The sequence below is a fragment of the Brucella sp. HL-2 genome (genome assembly GCF_025846885.2).
GTDB classification, from domain to species: Bacteria; Pseudomonadota; Alphaproteobacteria; order Rhizobiales; family Rhizobiaceae; genus Brucella; species Brucella quorumnocens.
The window spans coordinates 147642-171295 of record NZ_JAOYTK010000004.1; the positions used below are offsets into that span (position 1 = coordinate 147642).

The window sequence follows — 23654 nt, forward strand, 5'->3', positions numbered from 1 at the left end:
TCACGCTCCCGCAGCAATGCGGTCAAAACGCAGACGCGGGTCGACAGCATGATAAAGAATATCGACAATGAGATTGATGATCACAAAGACGAGCGAAATGAACACGAGATATGCTGCCATTACTGGCACATCGACCGCTTGTACCGAGCTGATGAACAACGACCCAACTCCCGGCCACTGAAAAACTGTTTCAGTCACGATTGCGAAGGCTATGACAGAGCCTAATTGCAATCCAACAACCGTAATGACAGGCACCAGCGTATTTTTCAGCGCATGTCCAAAATAGATGCTGCGACGTGATAGGCCGCGTGCTTTTGCAAATCGGATATAGTCCTGCTGCAGCACTTCCAGCATTTCCGCCCGTATCAACCGCATGAGTAAAGTCATCTGGAACAGCGACAAGGTGATTGATGGCAAGATCAGCGACCGCCAGCCCGATGCGGTTAGAAAGCCTGTCGTCCACCAACTGCCAACCGCCACCACCTGCCCGCGCCCAAAAGATGGAAGCAAGCCAAGTTCAACCGAAAAGAGGTAGATAAGACCAATTCCGATCAAAAATGTGGGCAGCGATACGCCAATGAGCGAGGCTGTCATGATTAAGCTGGTCAGGCGGGATGCGGGACGCAGCGCCGCATAAACGCCCAAGATTCCACCACCGATCAGCGCAATGAGCGATGAGGTTAATGCAAGCTCAAGCGTCGCTGGCAGCCGCTCAATGATCATTCGGCTCACCGGCTCCTGCTGCTTATACGACAGACCAAAATCGCCGGACACACCGCGCTTGAGAAAAGAAAGAAACTGGAGATAAACCGGTTGATCCAGCCCAAGTCGTTGCTTGATTTCCAGTCGCTCTTCCAATCGGGTTTCCTGACTGGCGATGGATTCCAGCGGGTCGCCGACAAAGCGTATAACGGCGAATGCAATCAAAGCCACGGCCAGCATGACGCCCATGGATTGAAAGATACGCCTGATAATAAATCCGGTCATAATATCTGCCTAAAATAGGAACTCTTGACCCTTTCCGCGTGGCTCTGAGCCAGGCGGTGAGGGTCAACCGTGTCATCAATTATTGATGGTCGCCTGCCCCACTTTCGGCGAGTTATCGGGCTGATGCTCAAGATTGAACTTGTCACGCACCGCCCAGGCACCAACCTGATTATGCAATGGCAGATAAAGATGCTCTGCTTTCACCTGTTTCCAGAGTTCATCGATAGTTGCATCACGCTTTGCCGGATCGATCTCGGCACCAAGGGACTCGATCTTCTTGTCCACTTCCGGGTTTGAATAGCCGGTCGCATTATAGGCACCATAACGCCCTGCGCGGGTGTGAACGAGATCGTTGAAATTATAGGCGCTATCGAATGTCGGAACGCCCCAGCCAAACAGGTAGAAATCCGATTTCTGGTCAATAAGCAGCGGAGCGTGCTGCGCATATGGACGCGACGCGAGCGCAACCTTCACACCGATACGCCCCAGAAAACCAACAACCGCTTGCGCAATGGCTTCGTCATTAACGTAGCGATTGTTTGGCGTGTCGAGCGTGATCGTAAAGCCCTGCGGATAGCCAGCTTCCGCCAGCAATGCTTTCGCCTTTTCTACATCGGGCTTTGAGTAAGCATCCAACTCCTCAGTCCAGCCATGCACGAAAGGCGGAACGATAATGCCGGTCGGCACCGAATTACCGCGCAAAACGACAGTCTTGATCACATCGCGGTCAATGGCCAGCTCGAAAGCCTCACGAACACGCACATCGCTGAGAGGGTTCTTATCCTTCACATCCGACGATGCAAGCGGCGCATTATCAACGCGATAGCCAAGGAAGATTGAGCGGTTCTCAGGCCCAACCGAAACCTTGATGCCCGGCGTATTCTTCAGCCGTTCAATGTCCTGCACCGGCACTTCATGCAGGAAGTCCACCTCGCCTGAAAGCAAGGCCGCAACACGGGTCGCATTGTCTGCAATCGGCGTATAGATGATTTCCGTAACTTCCGGTTTCTTTCCCCCCCAATGGTGCTCATTGGCTTCAAGCACAGTACGAACACCAACTTCGCGTGACTTCAGAACATAAGGGCCAGTGCCGTTGGTATTACGCACGGCATAATTATCTTTGCCGGAGGCAATGTCCTGCACTTCCGCGGCACCATGTTCTTCCGCCCACTTCTTGTCGAGAATGTAAGTACCGGTCAGATTGTTCGGATAAATCGCATTGGGTGCACGAAGTATCACCTCAACCGTATGATCACCCGTGGCAGTCACTTTCTCCACGTCCGCATGCAGCTGACGAAGATTAGACTTATCGGAACGGGCGCGATCCAGCGTGAAGACAACATCTTCTGCGGTCAGATCATCGCCATTGTGAAACTTAGCCCCTTCACGCAGCTTAAACACCCATGTGGTCGGGTCGCCTTCCTTCAAATGCCACTCCGTCGCGAGACGCGGGATAAGTTTGCCCTCTGCATCGCGCCAGACAAGGCTTTCGTAGATTTGATTGAGAATAGCATGCGTCACACCATCATTCTGCGCATGCGGATCCAGCGTCAAGGCATCGGCGGCTCGTGTCCAGCGCAGTGTTTCAGCGGAACTAATTTGAGTGAGTGAAGCAATAAAAAATGTAGCTGCTGCAAAACGTAGAAAACCCGATTTCAACATGACGCCCTCTATATGAACAATGTTATTCAAAACGTTTCATAAACAGGCGGCGAAATGAACGAACAGATCGACTAAATTTAATTACATTATAAAAAATAGTTCCAATATCTAACTTTGCTTACCGTGTATATTCTCGCGGCTCCACTGTCGCTATGAAATCATTATGGCCTCGCAAGCGAGACCATAATTTTAATTAATCTTGTGCACGAGGAACATCGGCTGGAATGCCATGCCGATACTTTTCATAAGCGCAGCCAGCACGTCAACCTGACGGAGCTTCGTAACGATCTCTTCCGCCTTGTGTCTTTTCGCTGCCATTTCAATGTCCTTCTGCTGCTCATAAGCCATACTTCATGAAGGACCACTTTTCAGGGAGCGGACCAGTGCAGGCTATCAGGCAGTAGAAGACCTGATTGCGGAGATTCTCAGCGATAGGCTTGCCCCAGCATCTCTACTTTTAAGCGCGGCCGAGCTTGCAGGCTCGATAGTCCCATCCTTGAAGGGATATAAGGATGCTGCGATCAACAGTCAGGACCTTCGAAGGTTGATCGCGACAAATATATTGATTGTAGACCGGGCTCTGACGGCTTGAATAGATCAGGTGGCAGTTCACATCATAACGCGTAGAACGCTTTATAATCTGTCCGTCTAACGAAGTGACTGAATCGATCCCGAAGCTTTAATGATAGGAGAAATGCGAGGATCGAATGCGCTGCTGATTGGCTCAACTGCTGCACCACGCGCAACAGCCCAATTGTCTGTCATGCCGAGTTGCAACCGGGGAAAGGCTCTGTCTGTCCGATCGGCGTTTGAATTCAGAAGTGGCTGCATGGCCAAATGTAGTCTTGCGACGAGCGCCGCATGAACGCTGCCACACAAGATGACAGTCTCCGGGTCGAAGATCGTTTCGATCAAATGAACAGTCCACTTTAAATCCTGGGCTGCTTCCTCGATCCAATTCAGAACCACAGCGTCATCGGCCTCAAGGCGGCCTTCAATCAACGAGTATATTTCCGGGTCGGTGTGATCAAGGTCAAGGCGGCTATAGAGCGAGGCCATAGATGCACGGTGTTCAAGCGGGGTAGACCGTCCGTGTGCTGGAAGCAGCGCCATGCCAATTTCGCCAGCATTCCCGAATGTGCCTCTATAGAGCTCGCCCCCAAGGATCAAGCCTGCGCCAATGCCGTAGCCAACAAAAAGACAGACCGCATTTTCCAAACCATTCGCATGCCCTATCACTCGTTCTGCAGTCGCACAGGCGGCCGCATCGTTTTGCAGAGTAACAGTAAGTCCCGTTCCCGATGCAAGTGCATCAAGAAGCGAGAAGCGTTGCCAGGCGCCCATCATCCACGGATTACCATTCGCATCTTCTTCGACACCAAACGGACCCGGCATTGCAGCACCGAGCCCGACAAGCCGCGCCTCGGCATCCTTGGTTCGCAGCTGCAATTGTCGCCTCACCTTTTCGACGAGCTCGAGAACGACTGGCAACCCTACGGCTGGGCCTCCTGGAGGTAGAAATTCTTCCCTGCTTATCAAGACATTACCGACAAGATCGACGACGACCGCCCGCGTAATATGACGATCGATCTGCAGACCAATCGCGAATGCTCCCTCCTGTACCAAGCGATAGGGCGTCGAAGGCTGTCCGCGACCGCGGCGCACCGCCTCACTTGATGCAACCAGACCGTCAGCCTCCAATTCCTCCATGATGTTGGAGACCGTTTGCTTGGTCAGACGGGTGGCCCTCGCCAAATCGGCCCTCGACAGGGCTCCATTAAGACGCAAAGCGTCGAGAATGACACGGCGATTATAGATGCCGGTGCTCTCATGATTGGTTCCGCTTTTAGCTCTTATGGGTCGACTGTCCTGCATCACATTTTTCCTCTTGACACCAATAGAATATTGTCGAACTAATTAGTCAAGACAGTTGACTAAATGAAACCAAAAAGAGTTTCAGAGGGAACAGCTGGGCTCAAGTGCCCGCGAAAAGACTACGATTGACCGAACCAGACGTGCAACTTCCGACATCGGACGGTCGCTCTGGGTATCGAAAGATCGCTCGATCGACATAGAGGAGGCTTGTAATGTTTAATTCAGTAAGCAGATCACTGGCTGGTGCCACATTGGTGGCGGTAGCCTTCTCATCCCATGCTTATGCCGAGACAAAGCTAAACGCCCTGTTCATGGCTCAGGCTGCCTATAGCGAATCCGATGTACGAGCTATGACGGAGGCCTTCAGCAAGGCAAACCCGGACATCAAGGTTAATCTTGAATTTGTGCCTTATGAGGGCCTTCATGACAAAACTGTTCTCGCCCAGGGCGCGGGCGGTGGCTATGACGTCGTGCTTTTCGATGTTATCTGGCCTGCCGAATATGCTGAGAACAATGTTTTGGTCGACGTTTCCTCACGCATTACAGACAATATGAAGAAAGGTGTCCTCCCGGGCGCTTGGACTACAGTCCAGTACAATGAAAAATATTTTGGTATGCCATGGATTCTCGATACCAAGTATCTGTTTTACAACAAGGAAATACTCGAAAAGGCTGGGATAAAGACCCCACCTAAGACTTGGGACGAATTGGCGGAGCAGGCCACGATCATCAAGGACAAAGGACTAGTCGCCTCGCCCATTGCTTGGAGTTGGTCACAGGCGGAAGCAGTTATCTGTGACTATACAACCCTTGTGAGTGCCTATAGGGGCGATCTCTTAAAGGACGGTAAGCCTGCATTTCAAAATGGCGGGGGACTGGATGCTCTCAACTACATGGTTGCGAGTTATAATTCCGGCGTAAGCAATCCCAATTCGAAAGAATTCCTCGAAGAAGACGTTCGAAAGGTCTTTGAGAACGGCGATGCCGCCTTCGCACTGAACTGGACCTATATGTACAATATGGCGAACGACGCTAAGGATAGCAAAGTCGCTGGCAAAGTTGGCATCGTTCCTGCACCTGGTGTCGCTGGAAAGAGTGAAGCCTCAGCGGTTAATGGATCGATGGGCCTCGGCATCACTTCCGCAAGCCAGCACCCAGAAGAGGCCTGGAAATACATCACTTTCATGACTTCAAAGGACATACAGAACCAGTATGCAAAGCTGAGCCTTCCGATCTGGGCAGCGTCCTATGAAGACCCGGCTGTTACCAAGGGGCAGGAAGAACTCATTGCCGCCGCTAAGACCAGTCTAGCAGTCATGTATCCGAGACCTACTACCGCCAAATATCAGGAATTATCGACCGCCCTGCAACAGGCTATTCAAGAAACGTTGCTTGGACAGACAAAGTCAGAGGACGCGTTGAAAACCGCCGCCGAAAACAGTGGCCTTTAATCTTCTAGTGGGCAGTCAGCCTGCCCGCTAACCACATTTTTTATGGAGCAGCTTTGCAGTGTCTGGCACCGATCTGACCACTCGCGCGTGGCTTTTAATGCTGCCACTGCTTATCGTGATGACAGCCGTTATTGGCTGGCCTCTTATTGACACCATTAGGCTATCTTTCACTGATGCCAAGCTTGTGGGCACGGGCGGCGAATTCATTGGTATCGATAACTATACAAAAATGCTCGCCAATAGCGGCTTTCAGCGCGCTCTTATCACCACCACCTGGTTTGCTGTTGTGTCAGTCACAGCTGAAATGGTGCTCGGTGTCGCTGCCGCACTGCTTTTAAACCAGCAGTTTTATGGCCGATCAGTACTGCGCGCACTCATGATCTTACCATGGGCTTTACCAACTGTGGTGAACGCGACTTTATGGCGCCTAATCTATAACCCTGAATACGGAGCGCTCAATGCCGCTTTGACACAATTCGGATTACTTGATGCCTATCGATCTTGGTTGGGAGAACCGGGAACTGCGCTCACCGCACTCATCATCGCCGATTGCTGGAAGAATTTTCCGCTGGTTGCGTTGATTGCCCTGGCCGCATTGCAGTCTGTACCTCGTGAGATCACTGCGGCGTCACTCGTTGATGGTGCCGGACCATTCACGCGCTTCCGCATTGTTATTCTACCCTATCTTGCCGGCCCTCTGATGGTTGCGCTCGTGCTCAGAACAATTGAGGCGTTCAAAGTCTTTGACATTATTTGGGTGTTAACGCGTGGCGGACCGGCCAACAGCACACGAACATTATCTATCCTTGTCTATCAGGAAGCATTTTCATTTCAGCGCGCGGGTTCAGGTGCGTCCCTTGCACTGATTGTAACACTTTTGGTCACGATACTTGCGGTGGGTTACGCTACTCTTGTTCGCAAGGCTGCAGGGAGTGCAAGGTGATGGAGCATAGAAGTCGGATGTTCAGTTTCTTCATCTACGTCAGTGCCATTTTGCTGGCCGTCATTATTCTCGCGCCTGTCCTATGGCTATTTATAATGAGTATCTCGCCTCCTGCTGATCTCGTTACCAAGCCATTACGATGGTGGCCTCAAGACCCAGATTTGTCCCGCTATACTCTGTTGCTTTCAACTACCCCAAACAGCGCCGGAGCCGCCTTCGCTGCTTCTCTTTTAAACAGTATTATAGTTGCTTCCATATCTGCTGTTGTTGCGATTTTTCTCGCAGTTCCCGCTGGATTTGCCGCCTCGCGCACGCCGTCTATTGGCTGGTCGCTTTATATGGTGATCGCCACATATATGCTCCCGCCAGTAGCACTTGCGGTGCCGCTTTACATGGGCCTTGCCTATTTCGGTATGCTTAATAATGTCTTTGGCTTGGCATTGGTTTATCTTAGCATTCTAGCACCGTTTACCACTTGGCTGATGAAATCAGGTTTCGATTCTATTCCTGCAGAGATCGAAGCCGCAGCCATGTTGGATGGCGCTAACTTGTTCCAAACACTGAGGATCATCACTCTGCCCCTGGCGATGCCGGTTATCGCGACATCAGTGTTGTTTGCTTTCCTGCTGGCCTGGGACGAGTTCTTCTACGCTTTGCTCTTCACTTCCGATCAGCGCGCCAAAACACTGACAGTTGCAATAGCTGACTTGGCTGGCGGCCGCGTTTCCGATTATGGATTGATTGCAACCGCTGGCGTTCTGGCGGCACTTCCACCCGTTTTGATTGGCCTTGTAATGCAGCGCGCACTGATTTCTGGCCTGACCAACGGTGGCGTAAAGGGATGATGTATATGCCGAAACTAGCCACTCAGACGTCAACTGTTAAAATATTCTTCATCCTTGCCGCACTTTCGGGCGATTCATTACCAAAATGCATTATCGAGGAGACGTCTCCATGAGTGCTGTCGAAATCGAGGGCGTCCGCAAAAACTTCGGCATAGTGGAAACACTCAAGAATATTGATCTCTCGCTAGAAAGTGGCGAGTTCCTGGTATTGCTTGGGTCATCAGGCTGTGGCAAGTCGACCCTTTTGAACATCATAGCAGGCCTGTCCGATGCGACTAGCGGAGAAATTCGCATTGGCGGACGCTCAATTCTCGGTGTTCACCCAAAAGACCGCGATATAGCTATGGTCTTTCAATCCTATGCTCTTTATCCAAACTTAACGGTTGAACGAAACATCGGTTTTGGGCTGGAAATGCGCAAAGTGCCAAAGAACGAGCGCTACAAAGCAGTGCGAGAGGTGGCAAATTTACTGCAAATCGAACCTTTGCTTGCACGCAAGCCCGCCCAATTATCTGGCGGTCAACGACAACGTGTTGCTATCGGCCGGGCGCTCGTACGGAACCCGCAGGTATTTTTGTTTGATGAGCCACTTTCCAATCTGGACGCTAAATTGCGGATGGAGATGCGAACCGAACTAAAGCGGCTACACCAGCTGCTAAAGACAACGGTCATATACGTAACCCATGATCAAATCGAAGCCATGACACTTGCGACAAGGATCGCTGTGATGCGCGAAGGGCACATCGAACAGTTTGGTACGCCTGATGAAATCTATAACAAGCCAGCGAGCGTGTACGTGGCTTCATTTGTTGGGGCGCCGCCGATGAATCTACTCAATGTCACCGTGGCAGAAAATGGCTTTCAAATAGACGGAACCCCAATTGTGTTCCCCTTCGGCTCTCCACCATCATCTTTTAGTCGGGGACAAGAACTCATTGCAGGCATTCGTCCTGAAGCGCTTTTTCCAGATGTTTCGGGTTCATTGGAGGTAACTTGCGACGTTGTGGAGTTAACAGGCCCAGAGTTAATCATGACCGGGAGCGCTGGCTCACAACGCATTCTGGCGGCTTTTCCACCCCGCACCGTCCTTCGCGCTGGAGAGAGCCTTACACTTGGATTCGAACCAGGCTCCTGGCACTTTTTTGATCGATCAACCAAGCGGAGGTGTGACTCATAAGACTTTTTGTGGCTTCAAGAGATCGCCAAAACCAACGCGGCGGAGCATTTCAGCTCGGAGGCGATCAAGAACCGCAAAACCGACATTCGCTCCATCTTCAGTCGGATCATAGATCAGTCGGAATGGCTTTTCTCCAAATGGTGCATTTACGACGTCGACAATCATATCGGCAACCGGAGCCGGATCAGCGTCGTCGGGAACGATGGAAGCAAAAGCGCCCTGAATCTTAGCACCAAAGCCTGCATAAGGACCGTTATCATATTCGGCGAGGCGTTCGGTATCTCCAGGCCTTCCTGAATGGGCGAAATGATTAGTGCCCTTTGTGAACGCCCCAGGCACGATAATCGATGTTTCGATGCCCCAGCGTGACAGTTCACGTGCATATTGGACTGCAAGGGAATCCATAGCTGCTTTCGCCGCGAAATAAGGTGACAAATATGGCGGTGTACCGCCCGCCGTGCTGGAACTCGAAATCCATACAAGCAACCCTTCTCGCCTCGACCTCATATGAGGTAAGACGGCACGATTAATGCGCTGTGTTCCCAAGACATTTACGTCATACTGCTGTGCAAACTGATCGGGTGTGAACGCTTCCGCAGGCCCGAACATCATATGTCCTGCATTGTGTACAATGACATCAATAGCACCGGCTTCTGTCACTATATTCTCAATCGCTCGATCGACAGAAACTTCTGACTGGACATCAAGTTCAATCGGACGAATATCTATCTTCTGACGGCACGTCATCTCAAGCATCTGCGCAACGTTTACAGAATTTCGACCCGCGATATCACGCATGGATGCGTAGACAGTGTGTCCAGCTCGTGCAAGTGCCTCTGACGTCAGTCGACCAAAACCACTCGAAGAGCCCGTCACAAGTATGATCTTTTTGGGCATCTAGATTTCTCCATTGAAGCGCCACAGCGCATAATTGACAATGGAAAGAATGGCTTTTTTTATGACCGAATAATCAGGCATTTTTCGATATGACTATCCGATTAAGACGAACAATCACGACCGTCTATGGTTTGTGTGACGAGGTCTGGCGGCGCATAAGGGCATAAACCAGCAAAGCAGACAAGATCGCCAAGATCGCCGAAATAGTCAGTGCCGCTGAAAAACCCGTCGAGTATCCTTTCATAGCGATCACAGTTGCTGCTTCGTGTGCGGAAGGGTCAATTCCGGCAAGTGCAGCTGGCAAATCACCTGCCACAATCGCCTCGGCAAAAGCGGGCTTGCATGTTGGTTCAACACAGTCGACATGAATAAGTGCGGCTCTTACGACACTTGCGAGAATTCCGCTTAACACGGCAAACCCTAGGAGAATTCCGGAAAATCGGGATGTGGTGCTGATGCCCGATGCCATACCTGCTCTTTCTCTGGGAACCACCGCCATAATCGCTTTTTGCGTTTCACCATTGAGAAGCCCGCCACCACTACCCATAACCAACATGCCAAACATAACAGTGGACCACGCTCCATTCCGTGCACCCCAGGCAGTCAATAAACTACCTATACCTACAATCAGAAGGCCAAGTGAAAGGATTTCTCTCGAACCAAATCGCCTGCTGAGAAGCCGACCCACATTCGGAAAGATCAACATTGCGATGGCAAACGGAAACATCGCAAAGCCTGCTTGCAGAGCTGTTCGTCCAAGACCATTCTGAAGAAACAAAGGCAGCATGGAAGCCATCACCTGAGCACAGGCGGCATAGGCAAACATCGCCCATACCCCGCCAACAAACCGTGGATTGCGAAACAGGCTCAAGTCGAGCATCGGACGGCTTTGAATGGTCTCCGCGATCACAAACATTACGAGTGCCACACAACCGCCACCAAATCCCGTAAGTGCAACGGACGATAACCACCCATGAGCCTGCCCATTGATCAGCCCCCACGTTATTCCAAACATGGCCGCTGAAAAAGAAACAAATCCAAACGGATCTAGCCGCCGTGCGTTGGCGTCTCTGGATTCTTCGATCAGTCGCAGCGCGGCGACTGCTAACGCAATGCATATCGGTATATTGATGTAAAATGCCCATCGCCATCCCAGAGCATAAGCAATCACTCCGCCCAGAATTGGCGACAGAACCATCGTAAGGCCCATGATTGCGCCCCACATCGCCCAGGCGCGATTACGCGCCTCTTCCTGATGAAAAGTGTGCCCGATAATTGCAAGCGCTGGCGCCAGCATCAAGGCCGCACTTATGCCCTGCGCTGCACGTGCCAGATAAAGCGCTGCTGCTGAAGGAGCAGCGCCGCATAACCAAGAGGACAGCGCAAATGCTCCGATGCCGATCAAAAAGACCAGGCGACGGCCGAAGCGATCCGCAATTGCTCCTGCAGGCAGAAGCAGGGACGCAAAACACAACACATATGTACTGATGACCCATTCAACATCTGCGAAAGACGCACCGAAATCACGCGCTATTGTTGGCAAGACCACAGCAACGACGTTCGTATCCAGCACCGTCATGGCGCAACCGATAGAGGCGGTTAGCAGTGTTAAGGATGTATTCGCCTTCCGGCGAGCAACTGCGATGTCCAAAGTCATTTTATCAATGCGGCGATGCCGGCCTTCGCTATCTGTTCATCGTGGTCCGGTGTATCTGCCGAAACACCGATTGCGCCCACAACAGTTCCATCAACTGTAATAGGCACGCCACCTCGCATCATGACAAAGCCCTGCGCTGTTACCGCTGCTGGCCGCGAGCCATTGATTGCATCTTCCAGTGCCCCGCTTTCGCGTCGAAAAAGCGCCGCAGTCCGAGCTTTACCCGGAGCCAAATCCACACCTGCGAGAACTGAAGCATTATCCATTCGTTCCATAACGATCGGAAGTCCTTCAGCATCAACCACAGCAATCACGCATGGCCAACCATTGGCAGACGCCTTTGCCTGCGCAGCAGTTAGGATGGTACGTGCTGCCTCTAGCGTCAGATAAGGCTTGGTGGGAAGGTCAAGCGCTAAGGCGGGTGTGATGCTCATACCAATAAGGACAGCTAAAGCGATGCGTGATGACATTTGGTGGCTCCATTTAGAATTACGATGCCATCTAAGCTGATTGCATAATTTGTTTCATTCGTACTGTTTATGCTATTTATTAGGTTAAACCTAATTATCGAGGAGTTGAAAATGGAGCTTCGGCACCTTCGTTATTTCATTACACTCGCTGAAGAATTACATTTTTCTCGCGCTTCCGAACGTTTGAACATTGCCGCTCCGACGCTGACCGTCCAGATCCAGGAAATCGAACGCGTTCTTTCTGTGCGTTTATTCACCCGGACCAAGCGCTCAGTCACGCTCACATCAGCAGGCAAGGTTTTTCTCGATGAAGCCCGCCTCGTCCTCGACCAATACGCGAAGGCAGAAAGTGCTGGACGGCGTGCGGGGCGTGGCGAGATAGGAAGGATCGAAATAGGCTACGTTGGATCTGCGGCCTATGCTGGTGTCCTGCAAGAGCAAATTTCTCGGTTCACTGGCCGATGGCCGGGCGTCGATATCCGCGCGCGGGAATATCCTATGGAGGCTCTGCCAAAACTAATCGAAGAGGGACAGCTCGATCTCGGCTTTGTGCGACTGCCAATGGTCTACCCTTCTTCACTTCGATCACACATACTTCTCAGAGACGTATTCTGTGTTGCCGTTTGCTCTGGCCATCCCGAAGCAAAGCAAGACGCACCGTTATTTCCCCATGAACTCGCGGGATTGAAATTCGTAATGCCCGAACAAGAGCTTGGTACCTACGAAGTCGCTCACCGGGGCCGCTTTCCATTAGATGTCATAGCAAAGCCGGGCAGCCTTCTTTCTGTTCTCACACAGGTTTCGCTCGGTGCAGGCGTATCTGTTATTCCTAGTTCTGTGAGAAACGCTGTCAGGCTTCCAAATATTAAGTTCCGTTCTATTGCCGGAAAGCCAATTACATCTGAAATCGCAGTTCTATTTCGGGCGGAAGAAAGCGCACCATCGGCGCGCAATTTCATTCAACAAATAGTACAAACTCCGATCTCAATGCTGGGTGTTGAAGGTCAACGGCAGATGAGCTCCCACCCCACAAGAATTTAACTGATTAACCTCGCGAAAAATTGAGGCGAACTTGGTTTCTTTTTCCGCTTTCGCGGTCGACACGAGAATACAAGACCTTGAGAGTAAGTCGTAGAACTTTAAGTCCATTAACTCGATAAGCGCATTGGGCTAAGCTTGTTTGAAGAGCGTTTATCTGTGAAACATCGAGAGGCGTTGCATGACTGCTGAAACCAAGTCAGTACGTATCATACGGACGGTTATTGAAACACTGCGCCCGCAATTCAACATCGAACTTTGGGACGGTACGCGCATCGGAAACTTCGATGGTGCCTCACTTGTAATCAACGATCCCACGATAGTTCGCCAACTCATACTCAAACCCAACTATGATTCATTGATCGATATCTGGATTTCAGGCCGCGTCGATATTAAAAATGGCACGATTTTCGATCTGGCAAACGCAAAAATCGACGGCAAACTGAAGGAAAGGCTTAAAGAACTGCCAAAATGGCAGTTATTGAAGGATCTCCCGGCGCTGGTGTTCGCGGGTAAATCTGCGGCACGGGCCACCGTCGATGGCAAAGCCCCTTTTGTCAGCGGATCAAATAAAGAAGCGATCACGCATCACTACGATGTATCGAACGCATTCTATAAGCTGTTTCTCGATGAGCGCATGGTCTACACATGTGGTTATTTTACAGATTGGGCAAATGACATCGATCAGGCACAGCACGACAAGCTGGAACTGATTTGCCGAAAACTCCGTCTTCAACCGGGAGATCGGCTCCTAGATATCGGTTGTGGTTGGGGAGCACTGCTGATTTATGCCGCACAAAACTTCGGTGTCACCGGCACCGGCGTTTCCCTGTCCGAAGCTCAGACGGCGCTTGCGAGAGAGCGGATCAAAGCAGCAGGTCTTGAAGATAAGATTACAATCCACATTAAATCGTACACCGAGCTAGACGGCCAGTTTGATAAGATATCCTCGGTGGGCATGTTCGAACACGTCGGTATAGAAAATTACGACGGTTATTTCGACGCCGTGAACCGGCTTCTGCGTCCAGGTGGCCTTTACATGCATCACGCGATCACCCGCCGCATGAAGAAAAATAAGAAAGCCTTCAATCGCAAAAGTGCCGAACATCTCGCGTTGGTCAAGTATATTTTCCCAGGTGGAGAGTTGGACCATCTTGGCATGACCGTTGAAAATCTCGAGGGACACGGCTTTGAGGTTCATGACGTCGAAAACCTCCGCGAGCACTATGGCCGTACATGTCGGCTGTGGTGTGAGAGACTTTATTCAAATTTCGACAAGGCCATTGAGGAAATTGGCTATCCAAAGGCACGCCTCTGGGTGCTGTATCTAGCAGGATGTGCTTTGGCATTTGAACGAGGAACCGTTCAAATCAATCAGACGCTGGCCTCAAAGCGTAGACGCGGCATTTCGGCGGTCCCGCAAACGCGCGCCGATATCTACACCGACTTCGGCAAGGATTAAGAATTAAAAAACCTTCAGCGATCCTATTAAAGGATAATAAATTAGAGCGCCGATACTGTTCAGTTGGATCGGCGCTCTTATCATTATTTCAAGCGCATTTTTGGCTCTAAAGCCGTTTCACACTTTGCGGCGCGCGTATTAGTTCTGCTGCATTACATTGCGCCAGAGGTCGATACTGCCTTCGCCAGCGTGGGTATCGATTTCGTTGAGTTCTTCTTTGCTGAAGCTCAAGTTCTTGAGCGCATCGAGAGAGTCATTAAGCTGCTCCACTGTGCGCGCACCGACGAGTGCGGAAGTCACGCGAGTATCACGCAAGACCCATGCAATCGCCATCTGTGCCAATGACTGACCACGCTTCTGTGCAATCGCATCAAGCGCGCGAACGCGAGCAAGGTTATCTTCACTGAGCAGTCGCTCGTTGAATGAACCGCCTTTGGCGACACGTGCATCTTTTGGTACGCCACCGAGATATTTCGAGGTCAGAAGACCCTGCGCCAACGGTGAAAATGCAATACAACCCGCGCCTAGCTCATCCAGCGTTCCAAGAAGTTCCTCCTCAATCCATCGATTGAGCATCGAATAGGATGGTTGATGGATCAGAAGCGGAATGCCCTCTGCACGCAAGAGCGCTTCAGTTTCACGCGTACGCTCCGGATTGTAAGAGGAAACTCCGATGTAAAGCGCTTTGCCCTGACGGACCATCTGGACAAGGGCCCCAACGGTTTCTTCTAGGGGCACATCGTTGGTCGGGCGATGCGAATAGAAAATATCAACATAATCTAGCCCCATGCGTTGAAGGCTCTGGTCAAGAGAAGCCAACACATGCTTGCGCGAACCACCCCGTCCATACGGTCCAGACCACATGTCCCAACCAGCTTTCGTCGAAATAACCAATTCGTCGCGGTGATCGCGGAAATCTTTCTTCAAAACGTTGCCGAAATTCTCTTCTGCCGATCCATATGGAGGGCCATAATTGTTGGCGAGGTCGAAATGCGTGATACCACGATCAAAAGCCTGGCGAATGATGGCGCGTCCGGTTTCAAACACATCGGCACCGCCGAAATTCTGCCACAGACCAAGAGAGATCGGTGGCAGCTTCAGGCCCGAACGACCTGTGCGGCGGTAGTCGACACCTTCATATCGGTCTGCATTGGGAATATACATGTCGTCTCCATACGAAATTCATTTAGGCTTACTTGCCCGTCTTCCATGGCCATAAGTACGGGGTGATGATGGTTGAATCAATCACCATCAACTCAACGGATCATTGATCTCAAATCAACGATCAATCGGGCGTAATTCGCGAATTGTTTTGATCAGCATCTGAAGTCCACAGGGCAACTGGCGGCGGCTAGAATAATAGAAAGCCAGCGGCGGACCGAGAGAGGCCCATTCGGAAAGAATGATTTGTAACTGTCCGGTTTTCACATAAGGTTCAGCAAGTTTCTCCAAACAATATGCAATGCCAGTACCGGACAGGGCAGCAGCCATAGAGACATCTGTTGAGCCAGAAATCAGTGAGCCGGGAACATCAATCTGTAAGCTCTCATCCCCGCGATCAAACTCCCAATGGAAAATCTGACCGCGTCCTGTCCTTATTCTGATGCAGTTGTGGTTCATCAAGTCAGCCGGATGTTTGGGATGACCAGCACGCGTCAAGTATGCGGAGGATGCTACCGCCACCCAGTTCAATGGTTCACTGATTGCCACCGCGATCATATCTTCGGGGATAGAGCCTGCATATCTTAGCCCGGCATCAAAACCCTCTGCAGTGACATCGAGAAAGTTGTCATCGGCAGCAATTTCCAGCTCAATATTTGGATAACGCTCGCGGAAAACCGGCAAGACAGACTGAAGCAACAGCGGAACAGCGTCCTTGAGCACGTTGATGCGTACGCTTCCGGCAATGCCACTGAATTGTCCCTGCAGTTCTTCGATACCGCCGTTAATAATTTCTAGACCGGCGGCAACTTTATCGGCCAGTACCGCGCCTGCTGCAGTCGGAGCAACACTCCGGCTAGTTCGATTAAGCAACCGCACTCCAAGACGCGCTTCAAGCGCCTTCATTTTATGGCTTAATGCGGACACCGACAAATTCAGCTGATCAGCAGCTTTTCGGAAACTCCGATATCTTACAATCAGCAAAAAAACGGAAAGGTCGGAAAGATCGTTCCTATTAGTCACCATCTGGAAACACCTTGCCTCTCACTCTCTGGTGGAAGGATTAGACTGATTTTCTAACAGAGCCGCATGGTAGACCCAGAATTCTTCAATGTAGCCTCGCGCAAGCGCGTTGGGTGCTCCACTGCCACGCTGTATCGCAAGAAAACCCGCATCGAGAAAGACGCTAAATGGTTTTATTATCACACCTCTGCCGCGGAACTCGGTGGCAGATGATGGATCAATAATAGCTATACCAACACCTTCAGAAACCAGTGTTAAAGCCGTATGGGAAAGGCGCGTTTCTATTGTTGACGAGCGCACGATATCCGCCAAAGCCACTTCAACGCGCATCGCGAAAAGCGTGCCGGGCTCCAGAGTGATCATCCGTTCATTGACGAGATCTGATGGCGTGACACGATCAACATTTGTTAGCCTGTGCCCTTCTGGAATAGCGACGACGGCAGCAACCGGTCTGGTTTCGATTATGAAACCTGGTCTATCAAGCGGGCCATCTGCAAAACCGATATCGACACTGCCCGATGCCACGGCCTCAATGACCTGCGACGATGAAATGCCGTTCAGAGAAGCATGGATATTTGGATGATCTCGCAAAAAATGCGCCAGGAAACGGGGCATAATCCCATTTGCAAGCGCTGGCATCGCCGCGATGCGCAACATACCAGCATTTTGACGACGTACTTCTTCCGCAAACGCTTTGATGCGCGAGAGGCCGATGAAGGCACGTTCGACTTCCTGCATCAACGTAAGGGCTTCCTGCGTCGGCGTAAGTTGGTTACCTCGCCTGTCGAACAGCTTGAGTTTCGTAGCAAATTCAAAATCCCGAATGAGCCGACTGACTGCTGGCTGGGTAATCGCCATGAGTTCTGCAGCCGCCGTCATCTTTCCAGTCATCATTACGGTTCGAAATGCTTCCACCTGTCGTAGATTCATCGTTCCTCATAACATTTTGTTATTCTCGACGCTATTTTTCGAATTTGACTGTATCGAAGCGGACTGTCAAATCTTAAGAAAAATAAGCTGTGCGCTGAATGTTTCAGCAAAAGCACGGAAGGGAACAGTGTGGTGAGTGCGGTCAACGCTTATCTTGATCTTATGGGATTCACAGAAGCTGGCTGGGGCAAGGACATGCTCAAGGCCACGCTTGTGACAGTTGCTGTCGCATTGAGTGGCTTTGCTATCGGTGCCGTGTTTGGTAGCCTGGCTGCCGCTGCATCCTTCTCGTCTTTACGGCTCCTGCGATGGGTCTCGGATGGATACACGACATTGCTGCGCGGCATCCCGGATCTCCTCGTCATATATCTGTTCTATTTTGGAAGCAGCGCTGTACTTAGCAAGCTTGCGACTATGTTTGGCGCAACGGGCTTTGTAAGTGCGCCCGTTTTTCTGATTGGAGCGCTTGCAATCGGTGTGGTTTCGGGCGCCTATCAGGCTGAAGTTTATCGTGGAGCCGTTCTCGCTTTATCGAAAGGCGAGCTTGAGGCTGCACGAGCTTATGGCATGCCCTCGCATCTCATGTTTCGGCGCATCATTCTCCCCCAGGCTGCCCGCTTTGCCATTCCGGGAGTTGGTAACGTCTGGCAACTCGTGCTCAAAGAGTCCGCACTTATTTCGGTCGTTGGGCTGATCGAACTCATGCGTCAGGCTCAGATCGGAGCTGGTTCAACCCGCCAGCCGTTTACCTTTTTCCTGACGGCTGCCGTTTTCTATCTGCTGATCAGCTTCGTCTCAGGGAATGTCTTCCTGCAGGCTGAAAAGCGCGCGATGCGCGGCATCAAGCGGGCGGTATGAAGATGATAGACTTCCTGTTCATATATAACGCTTTTCTGAGCCTTTGCAGCGGAATACCCCTCACCCTGCAGTTGACTGGTCTGTCTGTTCTCATCGGTGCAATTCTTGCGACAGCGCTTGCATCCATGCGACTTTCGGGCTGGATATTGCCCGATCTCATAGCGCGCTTCTACATTTTTGTTTTCCGCGGCACACCACTCCTCGTCCAGCTCTACATCATCTATTATGGACTTAGCCAATTCCCTGAACTGCGCAGAAGCTTCCTCTGGCCGTTTTTGCGCGAACCTTATTGGTGCGCAGTTTTTGCGCTCGCACTCAACACTGCAGCTTACAGCGCCGAGATTATCCGGGGTGGAGTGCTATCGGTTCCTGCCGGACAGATCGAGGCAGCGCGGGCTTATGGAATGCAAGGTTTCACGTTGATAAGGCGTGTTTTGGCGCCACAAGCTTTGCGACAAATGCTTCCTGCCTACTCCAACGAAATCATTCTGATGGTGAAGTCAACAGCGTTGGCGTCAACCATTACCATGATGGAGGTGACGGGCCTTGCAGCAAAACTCATATCGTCCACTTATCGGCCCGTCGAAGTTTTCATTGCAGCTGGCGCCATCTATCTCCTGCTCAATTTTATTGTCAGCCGCCTTTTCAAGCTGATGGAATACCACCTTGCCGCCGCGCAACATCAGCCGCACTCGTCACTCGCGGCAGGAGAAAAAGCATGATCAAAAATTCCGCCGTACCGGCCGTAGAAATTAGTGGCCTTGAGAAAAGTTATGGCGCGCACAAGGTTCTGCATTCCATCTCTTTTCAGGCTCATCAAGGCGAAGTTATTTCCATTCTCGGCGCTTCGGGGTCAGGCAAATCGACCTTGCTTCGTTGCATTAACATGCTGGAAATTGCGCTCACAAGCAACGATGGTTTTCCAGTCGTTCAATCTGTGGTCTCATCTCACAATCCTAGAGAACCTCATTGAAGCACCAGTCCACGTGCAAAAACGCGATCGACGCGAATGTATTTTGGAAGCGGAGGCACTCTTGGAACGCGTCGGGATCGCGGAGAAGCGAAATTTTTATCCAGCTCATCTTTCTGGTGGCCAGCAGCAGCGCGCGGCTATTGCGCGCGCGCTTGCTATGAAGCCCAAGATCATGCTTTTCGACGAGCCCACGTCAGCTCTTGATCCTGAGCTTGTCGCTGAAGTCCTTAAAGTCATGCGTGATCTGGCAGCGGAAGGCCGCACCATGCTTGTTGTGACTCATGAGATGGCCTTTGCCCGTGATGTCTCCAACCGCATTCTGTTTTTGCACCAGGGGTTGATTGAGGAGGACGGAAACCCGGACGAGGTTTTCACAAGCCCGAAAAGCGACCGGTTCCGCCAGTTTATTTCCCGACAATAAAACTGAAAACAAACATCAAAATCAAAAGAGGTGAACACATGAAATTCAAACCCATCCTATGTGCCGCAGGTTTTCTCGCATCTGTCCAAATGGTACATGCTGAAGATACCATTCGTATCGCAACCGAAGGCGCTTATGCTCCGTGGAACTTCTCCGGCCCAAATAATGTTCTCGAGGGCTTTGAAGTCGATCTCGTCAAGGAACTCTGCGAACGCATGAAAACCAAGTGCGAAATTGTGGCGCAAAACTGGGACGGTATCATTCCTTCGCTCACAGCGGGTAAGTATGATACCATCATGGCTGCGATGAGCATCACGCCAAAACGTGAAGAAGTGATCGCGTTCTCGGCTCCTTATGCTGCGGCAATCAATTCCTTCACCGTGATGGGTGATAGTGGTCTTGATGATCTGCCCGATACTGGCAAGCCCCTTTCAGTTGATTCCGAAGCTGCAAAGCCAGTGCTTGAAGAAATTGCCAAAAAAATCGAGGGTAAGACCGTTGGCGTACAGGGCTCGACGACTGCTTCCGCATTCATGGAACAGTATTTTCCAAAAGACGTGGATGTGCGGGAGTATAAGACCACTGAAGAACACAATTTCGATCTCACCAGTGGTCGCCTTGATGCTGTGCTTGCCAATGCGACTGTGCTCGCTGCAGCCCTTGAAAAGGAAGACATGAAGGGTGCTAAGCTCGCCGGCCCGCTCTTTTCTGGCAAAGTGTTTGGTATGATTGGCGTCGGCTTGCGCAAAGAAGATACCAAACTTAAAGCGCGCTTCGATGAAGCCATTCACGCGACAGTCGCTGATGGAACCGTGAAAAAGCTTTCCGAGAAATGGTTCAAGGTCGACGTCAGCCCTCAGGAATAGTTTTACAATCCGGCACTTCCCGTTCTGGAAGTGCCGATCTGCAGGCATATGGACTGAAAACATGCGCAGACTCCCCGATCAGGATCTTGTCATTATAGGAGCTGGCCTTGTCGGGTCAGCGCTCGCTTGGGGTTTGGCTCGTTCAGGGCAACGCCCGTTGCTACTTGATGGAGAAGATCTCTCACTTCGCGCGTCACGCGCCAATTTCGCGTTGATCTGGGTTCAGGGTAAAGGGCTTGGAGCGCCGCATTATGCGCGATGGACGATGCAAGCGGCGCAGCTCTGGTCCCAGTTTGCAGCCGAGCTCAAAGAAACATCAGGCATTGATGTTGTGCTGAGACAGCGTGGTGCATTTACATTTGCGCTTACTGAGACCGAGTTGGAAAATGCAAAAACCGACACGGAGATGGTAGCCCGCGAGTTGGGCACGGATGCAGCAACTCATAGCTTGTTAAATCATAGCGAAACCGCACAGATGGTACCTGCTATCGGACGCGCAGTGGTCGGTTCCATCTATTCACCGTTAGATGGCGATGTGAATTCTCTCCGCCTATTTCGGGCTCTTCACACCGGAATGGTCAATCTGGGTGCGATTTATGAACCACATTGTGATGTGACTGAAATCACCCCCCAATCAAACGGTTTTCTCGTCAAGGGTGTCTGGGGCCAAGTGTTTGCCCAACGCGTAGTATTGGCCGCCGGAACCGGCAATAGCAGGCTCGCACAAATGGTCGGCATTGATGCGCCAACCACCCGCAGCAAAGGCCAAATTCTCGTTACAGAAAAATGCGCGCCATTCTTTCCATATACGTCGGCCACGCTCCGCCAAGCTGACGAAGGTGGAGTGATGATTGGCGATAGTCAGGAAACCCACTCCGACAGTATCATGACAAATCAGGACATCAGCACAGTGTTAGCTGACCGCGCGATGCGAACTTTCCCTTGTCTTGGGAGTGTGAATGTTATTCGAAGCTGGGCAGGATTTCGCGTGAAGACGCCGGATGGCTTACCGATCTACCAACAATCGGAAAAGTATCCGGGGGCATATATAGCCATGTGTCACTCAGGCGTGACGCTTGCAGCAAATCATGCCTTGATTATTGCTGACCAAATCGCCACCCAACAAAGAACTCTGGCTGACCACGCTTTTTCAGCGGAGAGGTTTCATGTTCAGACAAACTGAAAAATCGATTGATACCGTCGCTATCACATTTGATGGAATGCCTTTTGAAGTCGGCGCAGGGCAGACGGTAGCTGCAGCACTTCTGGCACAAGGCATTAACGCCCTGCGTAAAAGTGTGGTGGGTAATCAACCACGGGCACCTTACTGCTTGATGGGTGTCTGCTTCGAATGTTTGGTGCAAATTGATGGCGTTGAAAACCGACAGGCCTGTATGACTGTGGTCCGTGAAGGCATGAGTATCTCGTCACAGACCGGCGCTCGTAACCCTGGCCGGGACCTCTAATAATGGCGATCAAAAAAACCAACGACATAAGCAATGTAGATCCGTTTTATGATGTGGCCATCGTGGGTGCAGGACCCGCAGGCTTGGCAGCCGCAACAGAAGCGTCAGCTCGAGGCGCCCGAACAATTCTTTTCGACGAAAACCCAGCGGTCGGCGGCCAAATCTATCGCTCCATTGAAAACAACACACCTTCAAGGCGTGCATTTCTGGGCAAGGATTACTGGCGCGGCAAAGCCATTCTAACTGCCTTTCTTGCAAGTGACACCACTTATGTCGGACAGGCGCTTGTCTGGAGTGTCGAACAACAACGCCAGGACAAGACGAATTCAGCGGAACTACGCGTTTCCAAAAATGGTCAAAGTCGCATCGTGCGCGTCAAACACGTTATCTTCGCGACCGGTGCCCTTGAACGTCCGATGCCTGTTCCCGGATGGACGCTCCCTGGAGTTATGACAATTGGTGCTGCGCAAATTGCTTTGAAAGCATCCGGGCTTCTGCCGGACGCAAAAGTGGTTTTGGCAGGCACGGGTCCGCTGCTGTATCTTTTTGCCGCGCAAGTATTGGAAGCAGGTGGAACCGTTGCAGCCATTCTTGATACCACGCCACGCAGAAACTGGACCAGGGCGATGCCTTATCTGCCCTCGTTTCTGCTGTCTGCTTACGCTTTCAAGGGTTTGTCTCTGCTCAACAAGGTTCGGCGCTTCGTGCCCATTCATTCGAATGTAGAAGCAATTGAAATATTGGGTGTCGATAAAGCAACAGGCGTGCGATTCACAGCCAAAGGCTTGACGCAAGAGGTCGATATCGACAGCATCTTTCTTCATCAGGGCGTTATTCCCAACAACAATCTCAGCAATGCTACCGGATGTGAGTTGGTATGGAACGAGCGTCAGAAATGCTTCCAGCCAAAACTCGATGAGTATGGTCGTTCATCTCTGGAAACGGTTTTTGTGGCTGGTGATGGCGGTGGCATCGGAGGTGCACTTGTAGCGGAAACTTCGGGGCGCATTGCAGCTCTTGCGGTTTGTCGCGAGCTTTTCACTGACAAAAGTGCAGAGATTGGCAGCGCCCTAACCGCAGCAAAGCGTAGCCGCCGGAAGCTTACGCGCGGGCGGAGTTTCATCGATACGCTTTATCAACCAAGCCTGACATTTCGTGCACCCATTAACCGTGCGACTATTGTTTGTCGCTGCGAGGAAGTGACAGTTGGTGAAATTCGCGACGCTGCGGCTCTTAATGTCGCCGGCCCAAATCAGCTCAAAACCATGCTGCGTTGCGGCATGGGGCCGTGCCAGGGACGCATGTGTGCAGCAACCATTACTGAAATCCTAGCCGATACCCAGCATCGTACGCCTGAGGCAGTGGGTACTTACCGACTGCGTATGCCGGTCAAACCTGTGCCGCTTCGTGAGATTGCCGCACTTCCTCATACCCCCGACGCCATTTTCGCAGTCACTGGCGAAAATCCGGCTGAACTCTGACTTCCAATGAA

Annotated in this window: 22 protein-coding genes and 1 pseudogene; 13 read left to right on the top strand and 10 right to left on the bottom strand. The window is 51.4% G+C overall.

Translation table 11 applies throughout. The features are described 5' to 3' along the window. The 4 genes from OIV19_RS08590 to OIV19_RS08605 form a co-directional block, all read right to left on the bottom strand. Positions 1–987: an ABC transporter permease gene (locus OIV19_RS08590; protein WP_264231271.1), complete on the bottom strand. Its 987-nt coding sequence runs from the start codon at positions 985–987 to the stop codon at positions 1–3. Between the two features lie 75 nt (positions 988–1062). Continuing rightward, on the bottom strand, positions 1063–2649 hold the full coding sequence (locus OIV19_RS08595; RefSeq protein ID WP_264231272.1) for an ABC transporter substrate-binding protein: 1587 nt from the start codon (positions 2647–2649) through the stop codon (positions 1063–1065). A gap of 189 nt (positions 2650–2838) precedes the next feature. After that, on the bottom strand, positions 2839–2967 hold the full coding sequence (locus OIV19_RS08600; protein WP_264231273.1) for a hypothetical protein: 129 nt from the start codon (positions 2965–2967) through the stop codon (positions 2839–2841). A gap of 330 nt (positions 2968–3297) precedes the next feature. Beyond that, positions 3298–4524 carry an ROK family transcriptional regulator gene (locus OIV19_RS08605; protein ID WP_264231274.1) on the bottom strand — a complete coding sequence of 409 codons (1227 nt, stop codon included), beginning with the start codon at positions 4522–4524 and terminating at the stop codon, positions 3298–3300. 212 nt (positions 4525–4736) lie between these two features. On the opposite strand from OIV19_RS08605, the gene OIV19_RS08610 reads away from it, so the two are divergent. The 4 genes from OIV19_RS08610 (at position 4737) to OIV19_RS08625 (ending at position 8940) form a co-directional block, all read left to right on the top strand. After that, positions 4737–5975 (top strand): extracellular solute-binding protein, encoded by a 1239-nt coding sequence (locus OIV19_RS08610; RefSeq protein ID WP_264231275.1) that lies wholly within the window; start codon positions 4737–4739, stop codon positions 5973–5975. A 58-nt stretch (positions 5976–6033) separates the two neighbouring features. Beyond that, positions 6034–6918 (top strand): carbohydrate ABC transporter permease, encoded by an 885-nt coding sequence (locus tag OIV19_RS08615; RefSeq protein ID WP_264231276.1) that lies wholly within the window; start codon positions 6034–6036, stop codon positions 6916–6918. Beyond that, a complete protein-coding gene (locus OIV19_RS08620; protein WP_264231277.1) occupies positions 6918–7763 on the top strand; it encodes a carbohydrate ABC transporter permease in 846 nt (281 codons plus the stop codon). The genes OIV19_RS08615 and OIV19_RS08620 overlap by 1 nt, the downstream gene beginning before the upstream one ends. 109 nt (positions 7764–7872) lie before the next feature. Next, positions 7873–8940, top strand: coding sequence for a sn-glycerol-3-phosphate ABC transporter ATP-binding protein UgpC (locus tag OIV19_RS08625; RefSeq protein ID WP_264231278.1), 1068 nt, complete (start codon positions 7873–7875; stop codon positions 8938–8940). On the opposite strand, the gene OIV19_RS08630 is transcribed toward OIV19_RS08625, so the two are convergent. From OIV19_RS08630 to OIV19_RS08640, 3 genes are all read right to left on the bottom strand, one after another. Next, on the bottom strand, positions 8935–9837 hold the full coding sequence (locus OIV19_RS08630; protein ID WP_264231279.1) for an SDR family oxidoreductase: 903 nt from the start codon (positions 9835–9837) through the stop codon (positions 8935–8937). The genes OIV19_RS08625 and OIV19_RS08630 overlap by 6 nt on opposite strands. Positions 9838–9961: 124 nt before the next feature. Beyond that, positions 9962–11494: an MFS transporter gene (locus OIV19_RS08635; RefSeq protein ID WP_264231280.1), complete on the bottom strand. Its 1533-nt coding sequence runs from the start codon at positions 11492–11494 to the stop codon at positions 9962–9964. Next, complete coding sequence (locus OIV19_RS08640) at positions 11491–11964, bottom strand: GlcG/HbpS family heme-binding protein (protein WP_264231281.1); 474 nt, start codon at positions 11962–11964, stop codon at positions 11491–11493. Before OIV19_RS08640 ends, OIV19_RS08635 begins: the two co-directional genes overlap by 4 nt. A gap of 111 nt (positions 11965–12075) precedes the next feature. On the opposite strand from OIV19_RS08640, the gene OIV19_RS08645 reads away from it, so the two are divergent. Then, positions 12076–13005: a LysR substrate-binding domain-containing protein gene (locus OIV19_RS08645; protein WP_264231282.1), complete on the top strand. Its 930-nt coding sequence runs from the start codon at positions 12076–12078 to the stop codon at positions 13003–13005. A 178-nt stretch (positions 13006–13183) separates the two neighbouring features. Then, positions 13184–14464, top strand: a complete 1281-nt coding sequence (locus OIV19_RS08650) for an SAM-dependent methyltransferase (RefSeq protein WP_264231283.1) — start codon at positions 13184–13186, stop codon at positions 14462–14464. A 138-nt stretch (positions 14465–14602) separates the two neighbouring features. On the opposite strand, the gene mgrA is transcribed toward OIV19_RS08650, so the two are convergent. The 3 genes from mgrA to OIV19_RS08665 all read right to left on the bottom strand — a co-directional run bounded on the left by mgrA (position 14603) and on the right by OIV19_RS08665 (position 17578). Then, the gene (mgrA, locus tag OIV19_RS08655; protein WP_264231284.1) at positions 14603–15628 is read right to left on the bottom strand and encodes an L-glyceraldehyde 3-phosphate reductase; all 1026 of its coding nucleotides are present in this window, start codon (positions 15626–15628) and stop codon (positions 14603–14605) included. Positions 15629–15742: 114 nt separating this feature from the next. Then, positions 15743–16651: a LysR family transcriptional regulator gene (locus tag OIV19_RS08660; RefSeq protein ID WP_264231285.1), complete on the bottom strand. Its 909-nt coding sequence runs from the start codon at positions 16649–16651 to the stop codon at positions 15743–15745. 18 nt (positions 16652–16669) lie between these two features. After that, positions 16670–17578 carry a LysR substrate-binding domain-containing protein gene (locus tag OIV19_RS08665; RefSeq protein ID WP_264231286.1) on the bottom strand — a complete coding sequence of 303 codons (909 nt, stop codon included), beginning with the start codon at positions 17576–17578 and terminating at the stop codon, positions 16670–16672. Between the two features lie 162 nt (positions 17579–17740). On the opposite strand from OIV19_RS08665, the gene OIV19_RS08670 reads away from it, so the two are divergent. From OIV19_RS08670 to OIV19_RS08700, 7 genes and pseudogenes are all read left to right on the top strand, one after another. Next, a complete protein-coding gene (locus tag OIV19_RS08670; RefSeq protein ID WP_264231377.1) occupies positions 17741–18436 on the top strand; it encodes an ABC transporter permease in 696 nt (231 codons plus the stop codon). A 2-nt stretch (positions 18437–18438) separates the two neighbouring features. Beyond that, positions 18439–19158 carry an ABC transporter permease gene (locus tag OIV19_RS08675; RefSeq protein WP_498831035.1) on the top strand — a complete coding sequence of 240 codons (720 nt, stop codon included), beginning with the start codon at positions 18439–18441 and terminating at the stop codon, positions 19156–19158. After that, a pseudogene (locus OIV19_RS08680) lies at positions 19155–19830 on the top strand (ABC transporter ATP-binding protein). The gene OIV19_RS08675 and the pseudogene OIV19_RS08680 overlap by 4 nt, the downstream one beginning before the upstream one ends. A 38-nt stretch (positions 19831–19868) precedes the next feature. Beyond that, positions 19869–20696 (top strand): lysine/arginine/ornithine ABC transporter substrate-binding protein, encoded by an 828-nt coding sequence (locus tag OIV19_RS08685; RefSeq protein WP_264231288.1) that lies wholly within the window; start codon positions 19869–19871, stop codon positions 20694–20696. Between the two features lie 61 nt (positions 20697–20757). Continuing rightward, complete coding sequence (locus OIV19_RS08690) at positions 20758–21879, top strand: NAD(P)/FAD-dependent oxidoreductase (protein ID WP_264231289.1); 1122 nt, start codon at positions 20758–20760, stop codon at positions 21877–21879. Then, positions 21863–22162, top strand: coding sequence for a (2Fe-2S)-binding protein (locus OIV19_RS08695; RefSeq protein ID WP_264231290.1), 300 nt, complete (start codon positions 21863–21865; stop codon positions 22160–22162). Before OIV19_RS08690 ends, OIV19_RS08695 begins: the two co-directional genes overlap by 17 nt. Positions 22163–22164: 2 nt before the next feature. After that, positions 22165–23643 (top strand): FAD/NAD(P)-dependent oxidoreductase, encoded by a 1479-nt coding sequence (locus OIV19_RS08700; protein ID WP_264231291.1) that lies wholly within the window; start codon positions 22165–22167, stop codon positions 23641–23643. Positions 23644–23654: the final 11 nt, after the last annotated feature.

What these genes read in the sequence shown, in the direction of transcription:
- OIV19_RS08600 (WP_264231273.1), bottom strand. Translation starts at nt 2,967, where the DNA reads ATGGCAGCGAAAAGACACAAGGCGGAAGAGATCGTTACGAAGCTCCGT.
- OIV19_RS08630 (WP_264231279.1), bottom strand. Translation starts at nt 9,837, where the DNA reads ATGCCCAAAAAGATCATACTTGTGACGGGCTCTTCGAGTGGTTTTGGT.
- OIV19_RS08635 (WP_264231280.1), bottom strand. Translation starts at nt 11,494, where the DNA reads ATGACTTTGGACATCGCAGTTGCTCGCCGGAAGGCGAATACATCCTTA.
- OIV19_RS08590 (WP_264231271.1), bottom strand. Translation starts at nt 987, where the DNA reads ATGACCGGATTTATTATCAGGCGTATCTTTCAATCCATGGGCGTCATG.
- OIV19_RS08660 (WP_264231285.1), bottom strand. Translation starts at nt 16,651, where the DNA reads ATGGTGACTAATAGGAACGATCTTTCCGACCTTTCCGTTTTTTTGCTG.
- OIV19_RS08670 (WP_264231377.1), top strand. Translation starts at nt 17,741, where the DNA reads ATGGGATTCACAGAAGCTGGCTGGGGCAAGGACATGCTCAAGGCCACG.
- OIV19_RS08640 (WP_264231281.1), bottom strand. Translation starts at nt 11,964, where the DNA reads ATGTCATCACGCATCGCTTTAGCTGTCCTTATTGGTATGAGCATCACA.
- OIV19_RS08675 (WP_498831035.1), top strand. Translation starts at nt 18,439, where the DNA reads ATGATAGACTTCCTGTTCATATATAACGCTTTTCTGAGCCTTTGCAGC.
- OIV19_RS08665 (WP_264231286.1), bottom strand. Translation starts at nt 17,578, where the DNA reads ATGAATCTACGACAGGTGGAAGCATTTCGAACCGTAATGATGACTGGA.
- OIV19_RS08685 (WP_264231288.1), top strand. Translation starts at nt 19,869, where the DNA reads ATGAAATTCAAACCCATCCTATGTGCCGCAGGTTTTCTCGCATCTGTC.
- OIV19_RS08610 (WP_264231275.1), top strand. Translation starts at nt 4,737, where the DNA reads ATGTTTAATTCAGTAAGCAGATCACTGGCTGGTGCCACATTGGTGGCG.
- OIV19_RS08620 (WP_264231277.1), top strand. Translation starts at nt 6,918, where the DNA reads ATGGAGCATAGAAGTCGGATGTTCAGTTTCTTCATCTACGTCAGTGCC.
- OIV19_RS08690 (WP_264231289.1), top strand. Translation starts at nt 20,758, where the DNA reads ATGCGCAGACTCCCCGATCAGGATCTTGTCATTATAGGAGCTGGCCTT.
- OIV19_RS08700 (WP_264231291.1), top strand. Translation starts at nt 22,165, where the DNA reads ATGGCGATCAAAAAAACCAACGACATAAGCAATGTAGATCCGTTTTAT.
- OIV19_RS08595 (WP_264231272.1), bottom strand. Translation starts at nt 2,649, where the DNA reads ATGTTGAAATCGGGTTTTCTACGTTTTGCAGCAGCTACATTTTTTATT.
- OIV19_RS08625 (WP_264231278.1), top strand. Translation starts at nt 7,873, where the DNA reads ATGAGTGCTGTCGAAATCGAGGGCGTCCGCAAAAACTTCGGCATAGTG.
- OIV19_RS08605 (WP_264231274.1), bottom strand. Translation starts at nt 4,524, where the DNA reads ATGCAGGACAGTCGACCCATAAGAGCTAAAAGCGGAACCAATCATGAG.
- OIV19_RS08645 (WP_264231282.1), top strand. Translation starts at nt 12,076, where the DNA reads ATGGAGCTTCGGCACCTTCGTTATTTCATTACACTCGCTGAAGAATTA.
- OIV19_RS08650 (WP_264231283.1), top strand. Translation starts at nt 13,184, where the DNA reads ATGACTGCTGAAACCAAGTCAGTACGTATCATACGGACGGTTATTGAA.
- OIV19_RS08695 (WP_264231290.1), top strand. Translation starts at nt 21,863, where the DNA reads ATGTTCAGACAAACTGAAAAATCGATTGATACCGTCGCTATCACATTT.
- mgrA (WP_264231284.1), bottom strand. Translation starts at nt 15,628, where the DNA reads ATGTATATTCCCAATGCAGACCGATATGAAGGTGTCGACTACCGCCGC.